The following is a 20,273-nucleotide window of genomic DNA, read 5'->3' on the forward strand; positions in this document are numbered from 1 at the left end:
GTGTTGATGCGCAAGGCGCCGCATTCTACGCCGCTGACGCCTTGGTCAGGAAAAATCCTCTGTTGCGGATTTGTAAGCGCAAAGCTCGCTGGCTCAGCGACCGATCTGCACCTAAACTGCCGATCCGCCAAAGGAGCCCGCCATGCTGATTGTTGCCGACGAAAATATCCCGCTGCTCGATGCCTTTTTTGCCGGTTTCGGCGAGATCCGCCGGGTGCCGGGCCGTTCCATCGACCGAGCGACGGTCGAGCAGGCTGACGTATTGCTTGTGCGCTCGGTGACCAACGTCAACCGTGCTTTGCTTGAGGGTAGCAAGGTGCGCTTTGTCGGCACCTGCACCATCGGCACTGATCATCTGGATCTCGACTACTTCAATGAGGCCGGCATCACATGGTCGAGTGCGCCTGGCTGCAATGCCCGCGGCGTGGTTGATTACGTGCTGGGCAGTCTGATGACACTCGCCGAAATCGAAGGCGTCGATCTGACTCAGCGCACCTACGGGGTCGTCGGCGCGGGTGAGGTCGGTGGACGGCTGATCAAGGTTCTGAAGGGCCTGGGCTGGAACGTCAAAGTCTGCGACCCGCCACGGCAGGCTGCCGAAGGCGGCGATTACGTCAACCTTGAGCAGATCATCGAGCAGTGCGATGTGATCAGTTTGCACACGCCGCTGACGCGCAGCGGCGACGGCGCGACCTGGCATCTGTTTGATCAGCAACGTTTGCAGCAACTCAAGCCCGGCGCATGGCTGATCAACGCGGCCCGTGGTCCTGTGGTGGATAACCTTGCTCTGCGCGAAGTGTTGCTGGAGCGTGAAGACCTGCAAGCCGTTCTCGATGTCTGGGAAGCAGAACCTGAAGTGGATGTTGCGCTGGCCGAACTCTGCGTCTTGGCCACCCCGCACATTGCCGGTTATAGCCTTGATGGCAAACAGCGCGGAACGGCGCAGATCTATCAGGCTTACTGCACATTCCTCGGTCAAGCGGCGAGCATTCAACTCAGTGATCTGTTGCCGGCACCGTGGTTGTCGGAAGTTTCCCTGCACGGTGACAGCGATCCGGCCTGGGCGCTGGCGATGTTGTGCCGTGGGGTGTACGACCCGCGCCGCGATGACGCGGATTTTCGCCGCAGCCTCGTAGGCAATGTCGGCGAGCAGCGTGCGGCGTTCGACGTGTTGCGCAAGCAATATCCGGTGCGGCGCGAGATTGAAGGACTGAAGGTGCGCATTGAAGGGGATTCACCGGCGTTGGCGAAGATCGTGTCGGCGCTGGGTGCGGTACCTGTCTAGAAAGCGAGATGGGCGATTCGCGAGCTTGCTCGCGAATGCCGCGCCACAAATACCTGATCTGCAGACAGAAAAAACCCGGCCAAAGGGGCCGGGTCAGGAAGACGGTGGCTATATCACTCTTGTTCGGCAGGCTTGACCAATCGCTTCTCCAGCTCGCTGCAGGCTTGCTGGATCATCTCTTCAGTGATCGGTACTTCACGCCCATCCTTATCCAGTATCGAGCAACCCAGAGATTGGCCGGGCTTGGTGCGGATCACTTGAATCTTGTCATCGCTGCTGTGTTGCAAGGACATGGCCTGTCTCCTCATCAGGTTGTGTACCCAGATTAAAACCGCCACGTGACCAGGCTGTGACAGCGCCTTCGATCCGTCATGAGCGGCCATTCCAGTCCAACAGAAATGACCGTTCGTCTCAACCGCGACGTTAGACCGATAGCAACTATGGCCTAGTCTTTGGGGGCATATTTAACCTGACTCATTGTGATTTACAGAGTTCCACCCCAAAGAAGGTTTACGCTAGCCCTTTCATCAACACGGATGCGTACCTGAATGACCCCGAAGCTTTCTTCAAGGCACCGGCGCGCCCTGCGTCTGACCACTCGATTTCTGGCACCTTACCGCTGGCAAGTCATCGGCGCGCTGCTGGCGTTGATCGTCACCGCCGCCGTTACGTTATCGATGGGGCAGGGGATCAAACTGTTGGTCGACCGCGGCTTCATGACTCAGTCGCCGCATCAGCTCAATCAGAGCATCGGCATCTTCATGTTAATGGTGCTGGGCCTGGCGGTCGGCACGTTCGCACGGTTTTACTGGGTATCGTGGATCGGCGAGCGCTGCGTCGCCGACATTCGCCGTGAGGTGTTCAACCATCTGGTCTATCTGCATCCGGGCTTCTATGAGAACAATCGCAGTTCGGAGATACAGTCGCGACTGACTGCCGACACGACACTCCTGCAATCGGTGATCGGCTCGTCGCTGTCGATGTTCCTGCGCAACCTGCTGATGGTCATTGGTGGTGTCATCCTGCTGTTCGTGACCAATGCGAAACTCACCAGCATTGTGGTGATTGCGCTGCCGTTCGTGGTCGCGCCGATCCTGATTTTCGGCCGACGCGTACGCAATCTGTCGCGATTGAGCCAGGACCGCGTCGCGGATATCGGCAGCTATGTGTCGGAAACCCTCGGCCAGATCAAAACCGTGCAGGCCTACAACCATCAGGTGCAGGATGAGCGTCGTTTTGCGACAACGGTCGAGGACGCCTTCGACACGGCACGCAAACGTATCTTCCAGCGCTCATGGATGATCACCATGGTGATCGTGCTGGTTTTGGGCGCGGTGGCGGTGATGTTATGGGTTGGCGGCATGGACGTGATCGCAGGACGTATCACTGGAGGCGAACTGGCGGCGTTTGTTTTCTACAGCCTGATCGTCGGCAGTGCGATCGGCACCTTGAGTGAGGTGATCGGCGAGCTGCAACGTGCGGCAGGTGCCGCCGAGCGGATCGCTGAATTGCTGGGTTCGGAAAATATCATCCAGCCGCCAACCGCCGGGCTTGTGACCCTGCCGGAGCGCGTGCGGGGTGAACTGCAATTACAGGAAGTACGTTTTTCCTATCCGTCGCGTCCTGAAAGCTATGCCGTCAACGGCTTGAACCTGACCATTCGGGCCGGCGAGACGCTGGCGCTGGTGGGGCCATCGGGCGCCGGCAAGTCCACGGTGTACGATTTGCTATTGCGCTTTTATGACCCCGTGGAAGGGCGGATTCTTATCGATGGTGTGCCGCTGACCAGCCTCGACCCGCTGGACCTGCGCCGTCACTTCGCTTTGGTATCACAATCGCCGGCGCTGTTTTTCGGCAGCGTTGAAGAAAATATTCGTTACGGCAATCCGCGGGCGACGCTGGAGCAAGTCAAGGAAGCGGCAAAAATTGCCCACGCTCATGACTTCATCGAAAAAATGCCCAACGGTTATCAGACCCATCTCGGCGATGGCGGTCTCGGTCTTTCCGGTGGGCAGCGTCAGCGTCTGGCGATCGCCCGGGCGTTGCTGGTCGACGCACCGATCCTGCTGCTGGACGAAGCCACCAGCGCCCTCGACGCGCAGAGTGAGCATCTGATTCAGGAAGCTTTGCCGAGCCTGATGCAGAACCGCACCACGCTGGTGATCGCGCATCGACTGGCCACGGTGAAAAACGCTGACCGGATTGCGGTGATGGATCAGGGCAAGCTGGTGGCCATTGGTACTCATCAGGAGCTGATTGCCAGCAATCCGCTGTATGCACGGTTGGCGGCGTTGCAGTTCAATGATGGAAAAGTCACGGCTGATCAACTCTGATGGGTATTGCTTGCATCGGGGGATGATCGGTCTATAGGCACCTGTAGGAGCTGCCGCAGGCTGCGATCTTTTGATCTAAAAATGCCCGCATGAAAATGCGGGCATTTTTTTGCAAAATCAAAAGATCGCAGCCTTCGGCAGCTCCTACGTAACCGGCATTACCGGTTACTGATCATCAAAATACCGCTCATGCCAATCCACCAGCGGCTGTGGCGAGTTGAGCTTCTGGCCGTAGATCACCGAATAAGACAGCACGTTCTGCACGTACTGACGGGTTTCATCGAACGGGATGCTTTCTACCCACACGTCAAAGCTCAGGTGATCGGCGCCGCGCAGCCATTGGCGTACGCGACCCGGTCCGGCGTTGTAGGCGGCGGAGGCGAGGACGCGGTTGCCGTTGAACTGGCTGTGCACCTGGCTCAGGTAAGCGGCGCCGAGCTGGATGTTTTTGTCCGGATCGAGCACTTGCTGCGGCGAGGCCAGCGGAATGCTGAATTTGCGTGCGGTTTCCTTGGCGGTGCCGGGCATCAGTTGCATCAGGCCACTGGCGCCGACGCCGGAGCGGGCGTCGTCCATGAAGGCGCTTTCCTGACGGGTGATGGCAAACACCCAACTTGAATGCAGGCCACGCACCTTGGCTTCCCGCACGAGTGTTTCGCGGTGGGCCATCGGGAAACGAATATCCAGATCGTCCCAGTATTGCGCCTGACTGATGGTGCGGATCGCCGGGAAGTACCATTTCAGGTCGTAAGCCAGTTTCGCCTGGGCAACCATTTCATCGCGATTGAAATGACGGCTGACGTGGTACCACTCGCGGCGCCCATCGACGATCTGTCCGCGAGCATGGAATTCCAGCGCGCGACGCACGCCCGGCGTGTTACGCACCTTGTTGATCAGCGCCTGACTGAGGACCAATGGCTTGTTGTTCAGCGAGTAGGGCGATTGCGAACGGTCGGCGGCGAGGAAACCGTAGAAATCCCGTTCGCGCGCAAGGTTTTTGTACAGGGTCTGCGCTTCCGGGTTCTGCGGCTGGGCCAGTTCCAGGCTGCGCGCCTGCCAGTAGCGCCAGCGGTTGGTGGTGGCCAGGTCCTGCGGCAGACGGCGAGTCAACTGATACGCATCGTCCCAGCGCGCCAAACGCAACAGCAAGCGCAGGCGCCATTCTGAAACGGTGTTGTCGCGCAGCTCCGGGTCGTACTTGGTCATCACATCCAGCGCGCGGCTGTCGAAACGACGGGCGAGGGTCAGGCCGATTTCCCGGGCGATCGCGACTTTTTCATCGCGGGAGAAATGCATGCTGCTGGCGTAGCCGTCGAGCAGCGCCATGGCCTTGTCCGGATCCTGACGCGCGAGGCGGCGCAGGCCGAGGCTGACCACATCGGACATCGGCTCGTCGGCCGGGGTGAAGCGTGAAGGCTGATTGAGCAGTTCCGGCTTTTGCGCCACATCCACCAGTAAACGGCCGCGCGGGGCGAGGGTGGTCAGGCCGTTGACCAGGCTGTTGGCCAGGGGATAGTTACGCGTCTGAGCGGCGAGTTTGGTGCGCTCCCAGCGCTTCTGTTCGGTGAGCTGGCCGTCGGCAGCCCAGATGCCGAACAGTCCGTCACAGGCAGCAGGCTGCGATTTGCCGGTCAGCCACAGCTTGTCGGCGTTGGCGTAACCCTCGGCTTTCTTGTCGTGGGTGATCTGGTACTGCGCGTTGAGGCAGTCCAGTTCAGTGAAGTTGAGTTTCGGGTCGTAGTATTTGACGAAGGTTGCCCAGTCGCCACGGTCGGCGAGCCAGCGCAACCAGCGCAGTTTCATCCAGTTGGCCTGGGGCAGGTCACCGTGTTCGGCGAGGAATTTCTCGATTTCCGCATTGCTCGCGGACTTCAGACGCGCGGTCAGTTCGTCGTAGGCCAGGTACGGTTCCAGCGGGTAATCGGCCAGCGCCTGGCTGTAGCGGAAATACGGGCCGGTATCACCCTTGGCCAAGGCGCGCTTGGCTTCATCGTAATACTGGCGTTGGGTGGACAGGTCCACCGCCTGGGCGGATTGAGCGGCAGCGGCGGTAAGTAGCAAACAGGAGAAAACACTGAAAAGGCGACTGCGCATGAGACATCCGGGCAGAGAAATCATGACAAGTGCCGACACGAATCAGCACTGAATTGTCTGTAGCTTAGCCTTTTGCCAGCAAGCGGCGAAAGCTTTGCGGGCCTCGCAGCACAAGTTCGCAACAAATGTTGTGCAGAGTGCTTCGACAGACAAATTGCCGGCCTGTTGAAGCCCTAACTCAGGTAGAATGCGCGCCCGGTTTTTGGAGAAGCTCATGACCCTGCTCAAATTCAGCGATGTGTCCCTTGCGTTCGGCGCTATGCCGTTGTTGGACAAGGTGTCCTGGCAGATCGCCCGTGGTGAGCGGGTGTGCATCATCGGCCGCAACGGCACTGGCAAGTCCAGCATGATGAAACTGGTCAAGGGCGACCAGAAGCCCGATGAAGGCTCAGTGTGGCGTGCCCCCGGTCTGAAAATCGGCGAATTGCCGCAAGAATTGCCGGTGGCCGACGATCGGACGGTGTTCGACGTGGTCGCTGAAGGCCTTGATGGCGTGGGCGCGTTGCTCGCCGAATACCATCACCTCGCGCAGAACTGCGTTACTGAAGATGACCTGAACAAGCTGATGCACGTTCAGCAAGACCTCGAAGCCCGTGATGGTTGGCGCTTGCAGACTCTGGTCGAGAGTACTTTGAGCCGCCTGCAACTGCCGGCGGACAAGACCCTCGCCCAGTTGTCCGGCGGCTGGCGTCGTCGCGTGCTGCTGGCACAGGCGCTGGTGTCCGAGCCGGATCTGCTGCTGCTCGACGAACCGACCAACCACCTGGACATCGGTGCGATTGCCTGGCTCGAAGAAGCGCTGAAAGATTTCCAGGGCGCCGTGCTGTTCATCACGCACGACCGTTCCTTCCTGCAAAACCTTGCTACACGCATCCTCGAACTGGATCGCGGTGGCCTGATCGACTGGAACGGCGACTACGCCAGCTTCCTCGTGCACAAAGAAGCTGCGCTGGCCGCTGAAGAAACCGCCAACGCACTGTTCGACAAGAAACTGGCCCAGGAAGAAGTCTGGATCCGCCAAGGCATCAAGGCCCGCCGCACCCGCAACGAAGGCCGCGTCCGCGCCCTGAAAGCGTTGCGCGTCGAGCGTAGCGAACGTCGTGAGCGCACTGGCAAGGCCAACATTCAGTTGGACACGGCCGACAAGTCCGGCAAGCAGGTGATGGTTCTCGAGAACGTGAGTTTCGCTCACCCGGGCGGCCCGTTCCTGATCAAGGATTTCTCGATGGTGCTGACGCGCGGCGACCGTATCGGTCTGCTCGGCGCCAACGGTACCGGCAAGACCACCCTGCTGAAACTGATGCTCAGCGGTCTGCAACCGACCAGTGGCAAAGTGGAAGAGGGCACGCGCATCGACGTGGCGTACTTCGACCAATTGCGTCATCAACTGGATCTGGAAAAGACCGTAATCGACAACGTCGCTGAAGGTCGCGACTTCATCGATATCGATGGCCAGAGCCGTCATGTGCTGAGCTACCTCGGCGACTTCCTGTTCAGCCCGCAGCGTGCCCGCACGCCGGTCAAGGCGCTGTCAGGTGGTGAGCGTGCGCGTCTGTTGCTGGCCAAACTGTTCAGCAAGCCGGCGAACCTGCTGGTCCTCGACGAACCGACCAACGACCTCGACGTGGAAACCCTCGAGCTGCTCGAAGAAGTGCTGCTGACTTTCAACGGCACCGTGCTGATGGTCAGCCACGACCGGGCATTCCTCGACAACGTGGTCACCAGCACGCTGGTCTTCGAAGGTGAAGGCAAGGTGCGTGAGTACGTCGGCGGCTATCAGGACTGGATCCGTCAGGGTGGTTCGCCGCGCCTGTTGGGCGTGACTGAAAGCAAGTCGGGCAAGGCTGACTTGAATTCGGCGGTGGTCACTGCCGAGCCTGCTGTAGTTGCAGCACCTGTCGCTGCTGCCCCGGCTGCCAAGAAAAAGCTGAGCTACAAGCTGCAACGCGAGCTGGAAGCGTTGCCCGCTGATATCGACGCCAAGGAACAGCAGATTGCTGCCGTGGAAGCCGAAATGGCTGAAGCTGGCTTCTATCAGCGCCCTGCGGCTGAAACGGCCAAGGTGATTGCTTCGCTGGAGCAGTTGCAGGCTGAGCTGGATGCGTTGATGGAACGTTGGGCCGAGCTGGATGCCTGATTGGCCCTGATGTGAAAAAGCCCGGCGCTCAGTAATGAGCGCCGGGCTTTTCATATGTAAACGCAGTTCCCTTGTAGGAGTGAGCCTGCTCGCGATAGAGGTTTAGCATTCAACGAACTCGTCGAGTGTCAGAACGTTATCGCGAGCAGGCTCACTCCTACATGGAATGGTATTTCAGCGTTTGACCAAGTGTACCGCCAATACATCGCATGGCGCGCCGTGCAGCACGTCATTCGCGGTCGAGCCGAGCAACAGCGCCAGACCGTGACGGCCATGACTGCCGACCACGATCAGATCGCATGCTTGTTCCTTGGCGAAATGATGGATTTCCTGGCGTGGCTGGCCATAAGTCAGGTGACAATTGGCGCCTTCGAGCTCGGAGTACTTGAGTTTCAGGCGCTCGAGGCGTTCCTTGGCCTGATCGAACTGCTGTTGTTGCAGTTGTGACAGATCCATCGGCACGTCGCCGCCGAACGCCATGGCCATCGGCTCGACAATATGCACCAGCGACAGCTTGGCGCCATTGCTCACCGATAGCTCTCGGGCGCGGTGAATCACAGGGTCGCACTCTTCGGTCAGATCTACGGCGACCAGGATGTGGTGGTAGGGCATGAGGTGCTCCTCGTGAGATTTCAATATTGTTAAGTATGGCTGGTTTCAAGCGCATTGGTTCCAAAGTGACACAATGCGCTCACCAAGAATTGGGAATAGAGATATGACGGTCTGGTTGGTGGTGTCAATCCTGCTGGTGGTTTTAAGTCCGCTGGCGTGGCTGCGCCCATCGCGCGCGCAAAGCGGTCGCATCGCTCTGCGCATGGAGGCGCGACGCATCGGTCTGGCCATGCAGCTGGCCCCTCAGGAATGGCCGCACTGGCTGGCGCAAGAGCCGCCGAACCCGTGTGCGCAATATCATCGACCGCGCCGTAGCAAGCAGCCCGTCTGCTGGACTTACTGGCAGAAATCGCCGGGTGTATGGGTCAATCAATGGCAGGAAGTCTGCGAGGATCGTGCGCTGCTCAATCATTTCGAAAAGTTGCCGGGCAACATTTTCAAAGTCGAGGCAGACAAGCAGATGATCGCTCTGTATTGGGGCGAGAAGGGTGAAGCGACGGTTTTGCAGGATATCGACGCCACTCTGAAAGCACTGGCGTGACGCGCGGACTTTTCGCACTGCAATGGTGTGAAACGTCCGGCAGACGCGCAATAAAAAGCCCGACATGATTCATCGGGCGGGGTTGGCCAGGCAGGCCGGAAACGTTTTTTGATGCTGATGGGGCCTGGAGCGCTCAGCGCATTTCTCTGTAGTCCTCCCAGCGTAGCCCTTTAAACAAGGGCCGCCGCGAATTAGGGCGACTTTTCTAACTATTGATTCTATGAATGGCTTCACATGCAGACGCGTGTTGCGGGTCTTCGTCTGACGGAAATGACCGCAAAGTCGCATTTCAACCCGTATTTTGGGCGATTGACAATTGTTGGAAATTCCGTGAAGGTGACGTACCCAAATCAAACGGGCGTATGAATTGAGCGTTTGTCTTACAGACTGCTCCTACAGAATCCCGACTATCGCGTTGGCGGGTGTGCCGGGTGGATTGGCGTTAGCATCGACGAAAAAGCGTCCTGCCGAGCCATTCGCCTGCGTCCGACGTGTACTGTTCAGCTTCCATATCGTGGAGATCAGTTGATGATTTACGAAGGTAAAGCCATCACGGTTAAAGCTCTTGAAAGTGGCATCGTCGAATTGAAATTCGACCTCAAGGGTGAGTCCGTCAACAAGTTCAACCGTCTAACCCTGAACGAACTGCGTCAGGCCGTAGACACCATCAAGGCAGATGCTTCGATCAAGGGCGTGATCGTCAGCAGTGGCAAGGACGTGTTCATCGTCGGCGCCGACATCACCGAATTTGTCGACAACTTCAAGCTGCCGGATGCCGAGCTGGTTGCTGGCAATCTCGAAGCCAACAAGATCTTCAGCGATTTCGAAGACCTCAATGTCCCAACCGTAGTGGCCATTAATGGCATCGCACTGGGCGGCGGTCTGGAAATGTGCCTGGCGGCTGACTATCGCGTCATGTCGACCAAGGCCAAGATCGGTCTGCCGGAAGTCAAACTGGGCATCTACCCAGGCTTCGGCGGCACCGTGCGTCTGCCGCGCCTGATCGGTGTCGACAACGCCATCGAATGGATTGCCTCCGGTAAGGAAAACCGCCCTGAAGACGCCCTGAAAGTCAGCGCCGTCGACGCCGTGGTTGCTCCGGAGAAGCTGCAGGAAGCCGCTCTTGAACTGATCAAACGCGCCATCTCCGGCGAGTTCGACTTCAAGGCCAAGCGTCAGCCGAAACTTGAAAAACTCAAGCTGAACGCCATTGAACAAATGATGGCTTTCGAAACCGCCAAAGGTTTCGTTGCCGGTCAAGCTGGTCCGAACTACCCGGCACCGGTTGAAGCGATCAAGACCATCCAGAAAGCCGCGAACTTCGGTCGTGACAAGGCGCTGGAAGTCGAAGCCGCCGGTTTCGTCAAACTGGCCAAGACCTCTGCCGCGCAGAGCTTGATCGGTCTGTTCCTGAACGATCAGGAGCTGAAGAAAAAGGCCAAGGCCTATGACGAAATCGCCAAAGACGTGAAGCAGGCCGCTGTACTCGGCGCCGGCATCATGGGTGGCGGTATCGCCTATCAGTCGGCTTCCAAAGGGACGCCGATCCTGATGAAGGACATCAACGAGCACGGTATCGAGCAGGGGCTGGCCGAAGCCGCCAAACTGCTGGTTGGCCGCGTTGATAAAGGTCGCATGACCGCTGCGAAAATGGCTGAAGTGCTCAACGCCATTCGTCCGACCCTGTCCTACGGCGACTTCGGTCACGTCGATCTGGTTGTCGAAGCTGTGGTCGAGAACCCGAAGGTCAAGCAAGCCGTGTTGGCTGAAGTGGAAGGTCAGGTCAAAGAGGACACCATCCTCGCGTCCAACACCTCGACAATTTCTATCAGTTTGCTGGCCAAGGCCCTCAAGCGTCCGGAAAACTTCGTCGGCATGCACTTCTTCAACCCGGTGCACATGATGCCGCTGGTGGAAGTGATCCGTGGCGAGAAGTCCAGCGAGCTGGCTGTTGCCACTACCGTTGCCTACGCCAAGAAAATGGGCAAGAACCCGATCGTCGTCAACGACTGCCCGGGCTTCCTGGTCAACCGCGTACTGTTTCCGTACTTCGGCGGCTTCGCCAAGCTGGTCAGCGCCGGTGTGGACTTCGTCCGTATCGACAAGGTCATGGAAAAGTTCGGCTGGCCGATGGGCCCGGCGTACCTGATGGACGTGGTCGGCATCGACACCGGTCACCACGGTCGTGACGTGATGGCTGAAGGCTTCCCGGATCGCATGAAGGATGACCGTCGTTCGGCCATCGACGTGCTGTACGAAGCCAAGCGCCTGGGCCAGAAGAACGGCAAGGGCTTCTACGCCTACGAGGCCGACAAGAAAGGCAAGCAGAAGAAAGTCGCCGATCCGTCGGTGCTGGAAGTGCTCAAGCCGATCGTTTACGAGCAGCGCGAAGTCACTGACGAAGACATCATCAACTGGATGATGATCCCGCTGTGTCTGGAAACCGTGCGTTGCCTGGAAGACGGCATCGTTGAAACCGCCGCCGAAGCCGACATGGGTCTGGTTTACGGTATCGGTTTCCCTCCATTCCGTGGCGGTGCGCTGCGCTACATCGATTCGATCGGTGTTGCCGAGTTCGTTGCCCTGGCTGACCAGTACGCTGATTTGGGCGCGCTGTACCACCCGACCGCGAAGCTGCGTGAAATGGCCAAAACCGGCCAGAGCTTCTTCGGTTAAGCGCCCCCAACTAGAGTGAGAGTGAACTTATGAGCTTGAATCCTAGAGACGTCGTGATTGTCGACTTCGGTCGTACTCCGATGGGCCGCTCCAAGGGCGGCATGCACCGCAACACCCGTGCTGAAGACATGTCGGCGCACCTGATCAGCAAACTGCTGGAACGCAACGCCAAGGTTGATCCTGCTGAAGTCGAGGACGTGATCTGGGGCTGCGTCAACCAGACCCTGGAGCAGGGCTGGAACATCGCGCGCATGGCGTCGCTGATGACCCAGATCCCGCACACCTCGGCCGGCCAGACCGTCAGCCGTCTGTGTGGCTCGTCGATGAGCGCATTGCACACCGCTGCGCAAGCGATCATGACCGGTAACGGTGACGTGTTCGTGGTTGGCGGCGTCGAGCATATGGGCCACGTGAGCATGATGCACGGTGTCGATCCGAACCCGCACATGTCGCTGTACGCGGCGAAAGCCTCGGGCATGATGGGCCTGACCGCGGAAATGCTGGGCAAAATGCACGGCATCACTCGCGAACAGCAAGACGCTTTCGGCGTGCGTTCCCACCAGTTGGCCCACAAGGCCACCGTGGAAGGCAAGTTCAAAGACGAAATCATTCCGATGCAAGGCTACGACGAGAACGGTTTCCTGAAACTGTTCGACTATGACGAAACCATTCGTCCGGAAACCACCCTGGAAAGTCTGGCGGCTCTCAAGCCAGCCTTCAATCCAAAGGGCGGCACCGTGACTGCCGGTACTTCGTCGCAGATCACTGATGGTGCTTCGTGCATGATCGTGATGTCGGCGCAGCGTGCACAGGACCTGGGTATCCAGCCAATGGCGGTTATCCGTTCGATGGCAGTGGCGGGTGTGGATCCGGCGATCATGGGCTATGGTCCAGTTCCGGCGACACAAAAAGCCCTGAAGCGTGCGGGCCTTGGGATCAACGATATCGACTTCTTCGAGCTCAACGAAGCGTTCGCCGCACAGGCCCTGCCAGTGCTGAAAGATCTGAAAGTGCTCGACAAGATGAACGAGAAGGTTAACCTGCACGGCGGCGCGATCGCCCTGGGTCACCCGTTCGGTTGCTCCGGTGCCCGTATTTCCGGCACCTTGCTGAACGTGATGAAGCAGAATAGCGGCACCTTCGGGGTGGCCACTATGTGCATTGGTCTCGGCCAAGGCATCTCCACCGTCTTCGAACGCGTTTAAGCGTCTCGTCGATGGAAGCCGGGGCCAAGTGCCCCGGTTTTTGTTTTTGTGGATTTATTTTGTTTTTATTTTTGAAAAAATTTGAGTGAGGGCCAAACCATGCCGATACAACCTGGGCTCTACCAACATTACAAAGGTCCGCAGTACCGCGTATTCAGTGTTGCGCGGCACTCCGAGACCGAAGAAGAAGTGGTCTTTTACCAAGCCCTGTATGGCGATTACGGCTTTTGGGTGCGCCCTCTGAGCATGTTTCTCGAGTCGGTCGAGGTTGACGGCGAGCAGGTGCCACGCTTTGCTTTGGTGCAAGCCGAACCGAGCCTTTTTTCCAAGGCATGAGGCGAGTGTGCACAGAACCCTGTGCTTGACCTCACCTTGTATCAACTATATATAGCGGTGCCGCGTCAGGCGCCAACCGCCTTTCACTTCTAGAATTCAGGAATTTTCTGATCCATGGGCAAATCGCTGGTCATTGTGGAATCCCCGGCTAAGGCCAAGACCATCAACAAGTATCTGGGTAACCAATACGTGGTGAAGTCGAGTATCGGCCATATCCGAGACCTGCCCACCAGCGGTTCGGCTAGCGCCAGCAAAGAGCCAGCCGCCAAGCGCGGCAAGGCTGCTGCGGGCGAAGGTCCGGTGCTCTCGCCGAAAGAGAAAGCGCGCAAGCAGCTGGTCTCGCGTATGGGTGTCGATCCCGATCATGGCTGGAAAGCCAAGTACGAGATCCTCCCGGGTAAAGAGAAGGTCATCGAAGAGCTGCGCCGGCTCGCCAAAGATGCTGACACCATCTATCTCGCAACCGACTTGGATCGCGAGGGGGAAGCCATTGCCTGGCACCTGCGCGAAGCCATCGGTGGTGACGACAGCCGCTACAAGCGTGTGGTGTTCAACGAAATCACCAAGAAGGCGATTCAGGAAGCCTTCTCGGAACCGGGCGAGCTGGACATCGATCGTGTCAACGCTCAGCAGGCCCGTCGTTTCCTCGACCGCGTTGTGGGTTACATGGTCTCGCCGCTGCTGTGGGCGAAGATCGCCCGTGGCCTGTCTGCCGGTCGCGTGCAATCGGTTGCCGTGAAGCTGGTGGTCGAGCGTGAGCGTGAAATCCGTGCATTCAACCCGGAAGAGTACTGGGAAGTGCATGCCGATCTCGGCACCACCAAAGGCTCGACCGTGCGTTTCGAAGTGGCTCGCGAGAAAGGCGAGGCCTTCAAGCCGCTCAACGAAGCCCAGGCCATGGCCGCGCTGGAGAAGCTCAAGTCTTCCAGCTACAGCATCGTCAAGCGCGAAGACAAACCGACCAGCAGCAAGCCTTCGGCGCCATTCATCACCTCGACACTGCAACAGGCTGCGAGTAACCGCCTGGGCTTCGGCGTGAAGAAAACCATGATGATGGCCCAACGTCTCTACGAAGCCGGCTACATCACTTACATGCGTACCGACTCGACCAACCTCTCGGCTGATGCCGTGACGATGGCGCGTACTTACATCGAAGACGAGTTCGGCAAGAAGTACCTGCCGGAAACGCCAAACGTCTACAGCAGCAAGGAAGGCGCACAAGAGGCTCACGAAGCGATTCGTCCGTCCGACGCCAACACCATTCCGAGCAAGCTTGCAGGCATGGAGCGTGACGCTGAGCGTCTCTACGAGTTGATCTGGCGCCAGTTCCTCGCTTGCCAGATGCTGCCGGCGCAATATCTGTCGACCACCGTCAGCGTGGGTGCTGGCGATTTCGAGCTGCGTGCCAAGGGTCGTATCCTCAAGTTCGACGGTTACACCCGCGTTATGCCGCAAATTGCCAAGCCGGGTGATGACGACGTTCTGCCCGATATGGCGCAGGGCGACGTGATGAAGCTGATCAAGCTCGATCCGTCCCAGCACTTCACCAAGCCGCCGGCGCGTTACTCGGAAGCGAGCCTGGTTAAAGAAATGGAAAAACGTGGCATCGGTCGTCCTTCGACTTACGCTGCGATCATCTCGACCATTCAGGATCGCGGCTACGTGACCCTGCACAACCGTCGTTTCTATTCGGAAAAGATGGGTGACATCGTCACCGAGCGTCTGTCGGAAAGCTTCTCCAACCTCATGGACTACGGCTTCACTGCCGGCATGGAAGAGAACCTCGATGACGTGGCACAGGGTGAGCGCGACTGGAAAAGTGTGCTGGACGAGTTCTACGGCGACTTCAAAAAGAAGCTCGAAGTAGCCGAAAACCCGGACAGCGGCATGCGTGCCAACCAGCCGGTCATGACCGACATTCCGTGCACCACTTGCGGCCGTCCGATGCAGATTCGTACTGCGTCGACCGGCGTGTTCCTTGGTTGCTCAGGCTACAGCCTGCCGCCGAAAGAACGCTGCAAGGCCACCGTCAACCTGGTGCCGGGCGACGAAATCGCTGCGGACGACGAAGGTGAGTCGGAATCGCTGGTGCTGCGTGGCAAGCATCGTTGCCCGATCTGCAGCACGGCGATGGACGCTTACCTGCTGGACGAGAAGCGCAAGCTGCACATCTGCGGTAACAACCCGGATTGTGCTGGCTACGAAATCGAAGAGGGCAGCTATCGCATCAAGGGCTACGAAGGTCCGAGCCTGGAATGCGACAAGTGTGGCAGCGAGATGCAGCTCAAGACTGGCCGTTTCGGCAAGTTCTTCGGTTGCACCAACCCTGAGTGCAAGAACACCCGCAAACTGCTGAAAAGCGGTGATGCAGCGCCGCCGAAGATGGATCCGGTGAAGATGCCTGAGCTGAAATGCGAAAAGGTCAACGACACCTACATCCTCCGTGACGGTGCCTCTGGTCTGTTCCTGGCCGCCAGCCAGTTCCCGAAAAACCGTGAAACCCGCGCTCCGCTGGTGATCGAGATTGTGCCGCACAAGGACGAAATCGATCCGAAGTACCACTTCCTCTGCGACGCGCCGAAGAAGGATCCTGATGGTCTGCCTGCGGTCATCCGCTACAGCCGCAAGACCAAGGAGCAATACGTGCAGACTGAAGTCGACGGCAAGCCTACTGGTTGGAAAGCTTACTACGACGGTGGCAAGTGGACGGTTGAAGACAAGCGTACGAAGGCCAAAGCTGAATAAGCATTAGCCTGATACTGAAAGGCCGCATGAGAACCCTTGGTTTTTCATGCGGCCTTTTTGTTTTGTGCTTGCGGTGGGATCAACTGATCCATGACACTGTCCGGCCTGTGTGAAGCAATTATTTCGTTGTGGGGAGCGCCGTCATGGCTCACGAACTCTATACCCGTACCAATCAGAAGATCTATTTCGCTGGCCTGTCGCTCGAAGCCTTGGCTCGCGCTGAGGAGGGGCGGGCGATGAATTCACTGGCGTTGATTCAGGCCGGACGTGAATCGGCGCTGTTTCACCTGTACGGCGCCTTGCTGGGTCTTTGCCACGAGATCGCGGGTTTCTATCGTCTGCCGCAGGCTAATGCGCCACGGGCTGAGATGCTGCTGACGCGTGAAGTGCTGGAGTCGATTGCGATTCCTGAACTCGCCGAAATGGTTGAGTTGGCGGGCAACTCTGAAACCTGGCTGGCAAAACTGCTGGCTGCGCATTCGGCGCTGTTCCAGCCGCCACGGGTGCCACACAAACCGAAAGGGGATGTGACTCAACCGTTGATTCAGGCGATTAATCTGGATGAAGAGGAAGCGCCGGAAGAGTTGAGTCGAGAGGAGCTGGAGAGCTGGCGGCAGAACTTGAAAGGTCTGGCGATACGTTTTCGCGAAGGCTTGAACGAGTGCTGAGGGCGATTGACACGGTGGCAATCTGAAACATGCTGCTGGTCAAGATCCCGAGCGAAGCCTGAATGATGTCTATATAATGCCTGCCTTTCGTGGAGAACAGACCTTTATGCCAACGTCCTTTCTAGAAATTGTCGAGTTACCAGACGGCCGAATCGAACTGCGCAGGGCTGAGGACGAGGGTTCTTTGGTGACGCTGGATTTCTCCGACGATGCCAAGGCGTTCCTGCAAGGTCAGCATGTGGAAATCGCTAAAGCGATGTTGAGCGTCGGCGTGCAAATGGCCGGTCGTATGGTCGAAGGCGAGTTTGATAAGGAAGAGGGGCCGCGGGTTCTTCATTGATCCCCGCCTTTCTACTGTTTGACGTTACCGCTTCAGATCGGCTTCTCTGTCCCTGGAGAAGCCCTGCGCTTCACACAGCGCGTGCTGCCAGCAATCAACCCAAGCGGATGTTTAGACTCTGAGCGTCGCCCGTGCGTGCAGCGCTGATCAGTTGTTGCCGCGAGTGGGTGTTTAGCGGGTTGAGCCAAGTGACCACGGTATGACTGCGACCCAGCTTCAGAGCTTCGCACGCCAGTTGTTGAGCGCTCTGAGCGCCCCTTGGTTGCAGTAGCAGAATGCGTTCGCGATTCAGCCCGGCATCTCGCAGCCATGTCTGGGTCAGGCTGGCAGGTGGTGCGATCAGCGTCAGCCAGCGCGCGTCCTGATCTTCACTGAGTTCGCGCAGGATCGGGGCGAGCAGGTTCAGGCAGTTCCCGGCAGCACCGCGCAGTGACAGCTCACTGAATACTTCGGGTTCGGCATTCCAAGGGCGTTCGACCACGTCTTTCAGGATCGGCGCCATCGGTTGCGCCAGAAACGCTTCGAATAAAGGCAGTTGTGTTTGCTGAGGGGTGTGTGGGAACTGCATAAAGCCTCCTTTAGCGGCGAATGACGCCGACACTCAAGCCTTCGATCACCAGTTCCTGATCTTTCAGGTCGACTTCGATCGGGGCGAACTCAGGGTTTTCGGCAATCAGCCAGACCTTGCTGCCTTCACGCTTGAAGCGTTTGACCGTCACTTCATCGCCGATGCGGGCGACGACGACCTGGCCATTGCGCGCTTCGCGGGTGGTGTGCACGGCGAGCAGGTCACCGTCGAAAATGCCGATGTCCTTCATGCTCATGCCGTGTACACGCAACAGATAATCAGCGCGTGGATGAAAGAAGGCCGGATTGATGTTGCAGGATTCTTCGATGTGCTGCTGGGCGAGGATTGGCGCGCCGGCAGCGACCCGGCCAATGATCGGCAGAGTGGAGTCGTCGGCCTTGGCTTCGAAGCCGGGAATGCGAATACCGCGAGAAGCGCCAGGGGTCATCTCGATGGCACCTTTGCGGGCCAGTGCCTTGAGATGTTCTTCAGCCGCGTTCGGCGATTTGAAACCCAGTTCCTGAGCGATTTCCGCGCGGGTTGGCGGGTAGCCGTTGTCTTCGAGGCAGCGTTTGATAAAGGCCAGAATCTCGGCTTGGCGTGGCGTCAGCTTTAGCATATTGATCGCTCTGTCTTTTTATACAGTGACTGGGATTATATACAGTGAATCGCCCTTGGCAATGCCCGTTTTTTCCTGCGCCGCCGGACGGTCGGCTTTCGTGCTTATTAATGCACTGGGCTTGTGTGGTTAAATAGCTGACCGACCATTCCCAAAACGAACAGGCGGGCTTGACAAGGCACAGGCTGAAACGTATGTTTCAAACAAGTGTTTGTCAGGCGGAGTAGCCATGGCCCAGTCGGAAACCGTTGAACGCATTCTTGATGCTGCCGAGCAGTTGTTCGCGGAGAAAGGTTTCGCTGAAACCTCATTGCGTTTAATCACCAGCAAGGCTGGCGTCAACCTGGCAGCAGTGAACTATCACTTCGGCTCGAAAAAAGCGCTGATTCAGGCGGTTTTCTCGCGCTTCCTCGGTCCGTTCTGCATCAGCCTGGACAAGGAGCTGGAGCGCCGTCAGGCCAAGCCTGAAAACAAACCGACGCTCGAAGAACTGCTGGAAATCCTCGTCGAGCAGGCGCTCGTGGTTCAACCACGCAGCGGCAACGATCTGTCGATCTTCATGCGCCTGCTCGGTCTCGCGTTCAGCCAGAGTCAGGGCCACTTGCGCCGTTACCTGGAAGACATGTATGGCAAGGTGTTCCGTCGCTACATGCTGCTGGTCAACGAAGCCGCGCCACGCATTCCGCCGATCGAACTGTTCTGGCGCGTGCATTTCATGCTCGGCGCCGCCGCGTTCAGCATGTCCGGCATCAAGGCCTTGCGCGCGATCGCCGAGACCGATTTCGGCGTCAACACCTCCATCGAGCAAGTGATGCGCCTGATGGTGCCGTTCCTCGCTGCGGGCATGCGCGCCGAAACCGGTGTCACTGACGCCGCGATGGCCACCGCGCAACTGCGTCCGCGCAGCAAATCTACGCCGGTCGCCGCCAAGGTTTAACCGCGCACGGGTGGGCGCGGCAGCTTGTATCCGCTAAGCTAGCCGCCCATGCCGACTCTCGTTCTGAACCCGAAATCCATAGAAATTGCCGACCTGCCGAGCATGGCTCACGGTAGCGATTTGTTGCGGATCGGGTTTTTCGTTTTCAAGGAATCTCTATGACTGCTGGCCTGCAAGGCTCGTTGATGGTGGACGTCGCCGGTACCTGGCTGACGGCCGAAGATCGCCAATTGTTGCGTCAGCCCGAAGTGGGCGGCCTGATCATTTTCGCGCGCAACATCGAGCATCCGCGCCAAGTGCGTGAGCTCAGCGCCGCGATTCGCGCAATTCGCCCGGATCTGCTGCTGGCGGTGGATCAAGAGGGGGGTCGCGTGCAGCGTCTGCGTCAGGGCTTCGTGCGGCTGCCGGCCATGCGCGCGATCGCCGACAACCCGAATGCTGAATACCTCGCCGAGCAATGTGGCTGGATCATGGCTACCGAAGTGCTGGCGGTCGGTCTCGACCTGAGTTTCGCCCCGGTGCTCGATCTGGATTACCAGCGCAGCGCCGTGGTCGGCACCCGTTCGTTCGAAGGCGATCCTGAGCGCGCCGCGTTACTCGCCGGCGCATTCATTCGCGGCATGAACAGCGCTGGCATGGCCGCTACTGGCAAGCACTTCCCCGGTCATGGCTGGGCTGAAGCCGATTCCCACGTGGCGATTCCGAATGACGAGCGCAGCCTCGACGAAATCCGCGCCAACGACCTCGTGCCGTTCGCCAAGCTGAGCAAACAACTGGCCGCGATCATGCCGGCGCACGTCATCTATCCGCAGGTGGATTCGCAGCCAGCCGGTTTCTCCCGGCGCTGGTTGCAGGACATTCTGCGCGGCGAATTGCAGTTCGACGGCGTGATCTTCAGCGATGACCTGTCGATGGCCGGTGCCCACGTGGTCGGCGACGCCGCCAGTCGCATCGAGGCTGCGCTGACTGCCGGCTGCGACATGGGCCTGGTGTGCAACGACCGCGCCGCTGCCGAACTGGCCCTGAGCGCCGCACAACGTATGAAGGTCAAGCCATCGGCCCGAATCGCGCGCATGCGCGGTCAGGCCTTCGCCAGCACCGACTACCGTCAGGATCCGCGCTGGCTCACCGCCATTGGCGCGCTCAAAGACGCTCAACTGATCGATTAAGGATTTTT

17 protein-coding genes are annotated in these 20,273 nt (G+C 58.6%); 12 read left to right on the forward strand and 5 right to left on the reverse strand.

The window, feature by feature from the left end; translation table 11 throughout:
* Window positions 1-142: 142 nt before the first annotated feature.
* Window positions 143-1,285 carry a 4-phosphoerythronate dehydrogenase PdxB gene (pdxB, locus tag CKW38_RS26605; protein ID WP_007910431.1) on the forward strand — a complete coding sequence of 381 codons (1,143 nt, stop codon included), beginning with the start codon at window positions 143-145 and terminating at the stop codon, window positions 1,283-1,285.
* A 113-nt stretch (window positions 1,286-1,398) separates the two neighbouring features.
* Here the strand turns inward: pdxB and CKW38_RS26610 are convergent, their stop codons facing one another.
* A complete protein-coding gene (locus CKW38_RS26610) occupies window positions 1,399-1,578 on the reverse strand; it encodes a PA1571 family protein (RefSeq protein WP_095114298.1) in 180 nt (59 codons plus the stop codon).
* A 255-nt stretch (window positions 1,579-1,833) separates the two neighbouring features.
* Here CKW38_RS26610 and CKW38_RS26615 point away from each other — a divergent pair, with 255 nt between their 5' ends.
* Window positions 1,834-3,618 (forward strand): ABC transporter transmembrane domain-containing protein, encoded by a 1,785-nt coding sequence (locus CKW38_RS26615; RefSeq protein ID WP_095114299.1) that lies wholly within the window; start codon window positions 1,834-1,836, stop codon window positions 3,616-3,618.
* Window positions 3,619-3,783: 165 nt separating this feature from the next.
* Here the strand turns inward: CKW38_RS26615 and CKW38_RS26620 are convergent, their stop codons facing one another.
* Complete coding sequence (locus tag CKW38_RS26620) at window positions 3,784-5,712, reverse strand: transglycosylase SLT domain-containing protein (protein ID WP_095114300.1); 1,929 nt, start codon at window positions 5,710-5,712, stop codon at window positions 3,784-3,786.
* A gap of 214 nt (window positions 5,713-5,926) precedes the next feature.
* Here CKW38_RS26620 and CKW38_RS26625 point away from each other — a divergent pair, with 214 nt between their 5' ends.
* Window positions 5,927-7,849, forward strand: a complete 1,923-nt coding sequence (locus tag CKW38_RS26625; protein ID WP_007910438.1) for an ATP-binding cassette domain-containing protein — start codon at window positions 5,927-5,929, stop codon at window positions 7,847-7,849.
* A gap of 174 nt (window positions 7,850-8,023) precedes the next feature.
* Here CKW38_RS26625 and CKW38_RS26630 read toward each other — a convergent pair whose 3' ends face one another.
* Window positions 8,024-8,461 (reverse strand): universal stress protein, encoded by a 438-nt coding sequence (locus CKW38_RS26630; RefSeq protein ID WP_007910454.1) that lies wholly within the window; start codon window positions 8,459-8,461, stop codon window positions 8,024-8,026.
* A 103-nt stretch (window positions 8,462-8,564) separates the two neighbouring features.
* Between CKW38_RS26630 and CKW38_RS26635 the strand changes: the two genes are divergently transcribed.
* From CKW38_RS26635 to CKW38_RS26670, 7 genes are all read left to right on the forward strand, one after another.
* On the forward strand, window positions 8,565-9,002 hold the full coding sequence (locus CKW38_RS26635) for a hypothetical protein (protein WP_095114301.1): 438 nt from the start codon (window positions 8,565-8,567) through the stop codon (window positions 9,000-9,002).
* A 528-nt stretch (window positions 9,003-9,530) separates the two neighbouring features.
* A complete protein-coding gene (gene fadB, locus CKW38_RS26645) occupies window positions 9,531-11,678 on the forward strand; it encodes a fatty acid oxidation complex subunit alpha FadB (protein ID WP_007910463.1) in 2,148 nt (715 codons plus the stop codon).
* 29 nt (window positions 11,679-11,707) lie between these two features.
* A complete protein-coding gene (gene fadA / locus CKW38_RS26650; protein WP_007910465.1) occupies window positions 11,708-12,883 on the forward strand; it encodes an acetyl-CoA C-acyltransferase FadA in 1,176 nt (391 codons plus the stop codon).
* Window positions 12,884-12,982: 99 nt separating this feature from the next.
* Window positions 12,983-13,219 (forward strand): DUF1653 domain-containing protein, encoded by a 237-nt coding sequence (locus tag CKW38_RS26655; protein WP_007910467.1) that lies wholly within the window; start codon window positions 12,983-12,985, stop codon window positions 13,217-13,219.
* Between the two features lie 114 nt (window positions 13,220-13,333).
* Window positions 13,334-15,964, forward strand: coding sequence for a type I DNA topoisomerase (gene topA, locus CKW38_RS26660; protein WP_007949671.1), 2,631 nt, complete (start codon window positions 13,334-13,336; stop codon window positions 15,962-15,964).
* A gap of 143 nt (window positions 15,965-16,107) precedes the next feature.
* The gene (locus CKW38_RS26665; RefSeq protein WP_007910470.1) at window positions 16,108-16,632 is read left to right on the forward strand and encodes a DUF6586 family protein; all 525 of its coding nucleotides are present in this window, start codon (window positions 16,108-16,110) and stop codon (window positions 16,630-16,632) included.
* Window positions 16,633-16,738: 106 nt separating this feature from the next.
* On the forward strand, window positions 16,739-16,972 hold the full coding sequence (locus tag CKW38_RS26670) for a hypothetical protein (protein ID WP_007910471.1): 234 nt from the start codon (window positions 16,739-16,741) through the stop codon (window positions 16,970-16,972).
* A gap of 94 nt (window positions 16,973-17,066) precedes the next feature.
* Here the strand turns inward: CKW38_RS26670 and sulA are convergent, their stop codons facing one another.
* Both sulA and lexA read right to left on the reverse strand, forming a co-directional pair.
* The gene (gene sulA, locus CKW38_RS26675) at window positions 17,067-17,540 is read right to left on the reverse strand and encodes an SOS-induced cell division inhibitor SulA (RefSeq protein ID WP_007910472.1); all 474 of its coding nucleotides are present in this window, start codon (window positions 17,538-17,540) and stop codon (window positions 17,067-17,069) included.
* 10 nt (window positions 17,541-17,550) lie between these two features.
* A complete protein-coding gene (lexA, locus tag CKW38_RS26680) occupies window positions 17,551-18,159 on the reverse strand; it encodes a transcriptional repressor LexA (protein ID WP_003226590.1) in 609 nt (202 codons plus the stop codon).
* A gap of 229 nt (window positions 18,160-18,388) precedes the next feature.
* Here lexA and CKW38_RS26685 point away from each other — a divergent pair, with 229 nt between their 5' ends.
* Both CKW38_RS26685 and nagZ read left to right on the forward strand, forming a co-directional pair.
* The gene (locus CKW38_RS26685) at window positions 18,389-19,096 is read left to right on the forward strand and encodes a TetR/AcrR family transcriptional regulator (RefSeq protein ID WP_007910473.1); all 708 of its coding nucleotides are present in this window, start codon (window positions 18,389-18,391) and stop codon (window positions 19,094-19,096) included.
* A 158-nt stretch (window positions 19,097-19,254) separates the two neighbouring features.
* The gene (nagZ, locus tag CKW38_RS26690) at window positions 19,255-20,265 is read left to right on the forward strand and encodes a beta-N-acetylhexosaminidase (protein ID WP_064117851.1); all 1,011 of its coding nucleotides are present in this window, start codon (window positions 19,255-19,257) and stop codon (window positions 20,263-20,265) included.
* The last annotated feature ends 8 nt before the right edge of the window (window positions 20,266-20,273 follow it).

The sequence above is a fragment of the Pseudomonas sp. Irchel 3H7 genome, from assembly GCF_900187605.1.
GTDB lineage: Bacteria > Pseudomonadota > Gammaproteobacteria > Pseudomonadales > Pseudomonadaceae > Aquipseudomonas.

Coding starts and splice junctions, on each gene's coding strand:
- sulA (WP_007910472.1), bottom strand. CDS start 17,540: ATGCAGTTCCCACACACCCCTCAGCAAACACAACTGCCTTTATTCGAA.
- lexA (WP_003226590.1), bottom strand. CDS start 18,159: ATGCTAAAGCTGACGCCACGCCAAGCCGAGATTCTGGCCTTTATCAAA.
- pdxB (WP_007910431.1), top strand. CDS start 143: ATGCTGATTGTTGCCGACGAAAATATCCCGCTGCTCGATGCCTTTTTT.
- fadB (WP_007910463.1), top strand. CDS start 9,531: ATGATTTACGAAGGTAAAGCCATCACGGTTAAAGCTCTTGAAAGTGGC.
- CKW38_RS26610 (WP_095114298.1), bottom strand. CDS start 1,578: ATGTCCTTGCAACACAGCAGCGATGACAAGATTCAAGTGATCCGCACC.
- CKW38_RS26625 (WP_007910438.1), top strand. CDS start 5,927: ATGACCCTGCTCAAATTCAGCGATGTGTCCCTTGCGTTCGGCGCTATG.
- nagZ (WP_064117851.1), top strand. CDS start 19,255: ATGACTGCTGGCCTGCAAGGCTCGTTGATGGTGGACGTCGCCGGTACC.
- topA (WP_007949671.1), top strand. CDS start 13,334: ATGGGCAAATCGCTGGTCATTGTGGAATCCCCGGCTAAGGCCAAGACC.
- CKW38_RS26670 (WP_007910471.1), top strand. CDS start 16,739: ATGCCAACGTCCTTTCTAGAAATTGTCGAGTTACCAGACGGCCGAATC.
- CKW38_RS26665 (WP_007910470.1), top strand. CDS start 16,108: ATGGCTCACGAACTCTATACCCGTACCAATCAGAAGATCTATTTCGCT.
- fadA (WP_007910465.1), top strand. CDS start 11,708: ATGAGCTTGAATCCTAGAGACGTCGTGATTGTCGACTTCGGTCGTACT.
- CKW38_RS26655 (WP_007910467.1), top strand. CDS start 12,983: ATGCCGATACAACCTGGGCTCTACCAACATTACAAAGGTCCGCAGTAC.
- CKW38_RS26615 (WP_095114299.1), top strand. CDS start 1,834: ATGACCCCGAAGCTTTCTTCAAGGCACCGGCGCGCCCTGCGTCTGACC.
- CKW38_RS26630 (WP_007910454.1), bottom strand. CDS start 8,461: ATGCCCTACCACCACATCCTGGTCGCCGTAGATCTGACCGAAGAGTGC.
- CKW38_RS26635 (WP_095114301.1), top strand. CDS start 8,565: ATGACGGTCTGGTTGGTGGTGTCAATCCTGCTGGTGGTTTTAAGTCCG.
- CKW38_RS26685 (WP_007910473.1), top strand. CDS start 18,389: ATGGCCCAGTCGGAAACCGTTGAACGCATTCTTGATGCTGCCGAGCAG.
- CKW38_RS26620 (WP_095114300.1), bottom strand. CDS start 5,712: ATGCGCAGTCGCCTTTTCAGTGTTTTCTCCTGTTTGCTACTTACCGCC.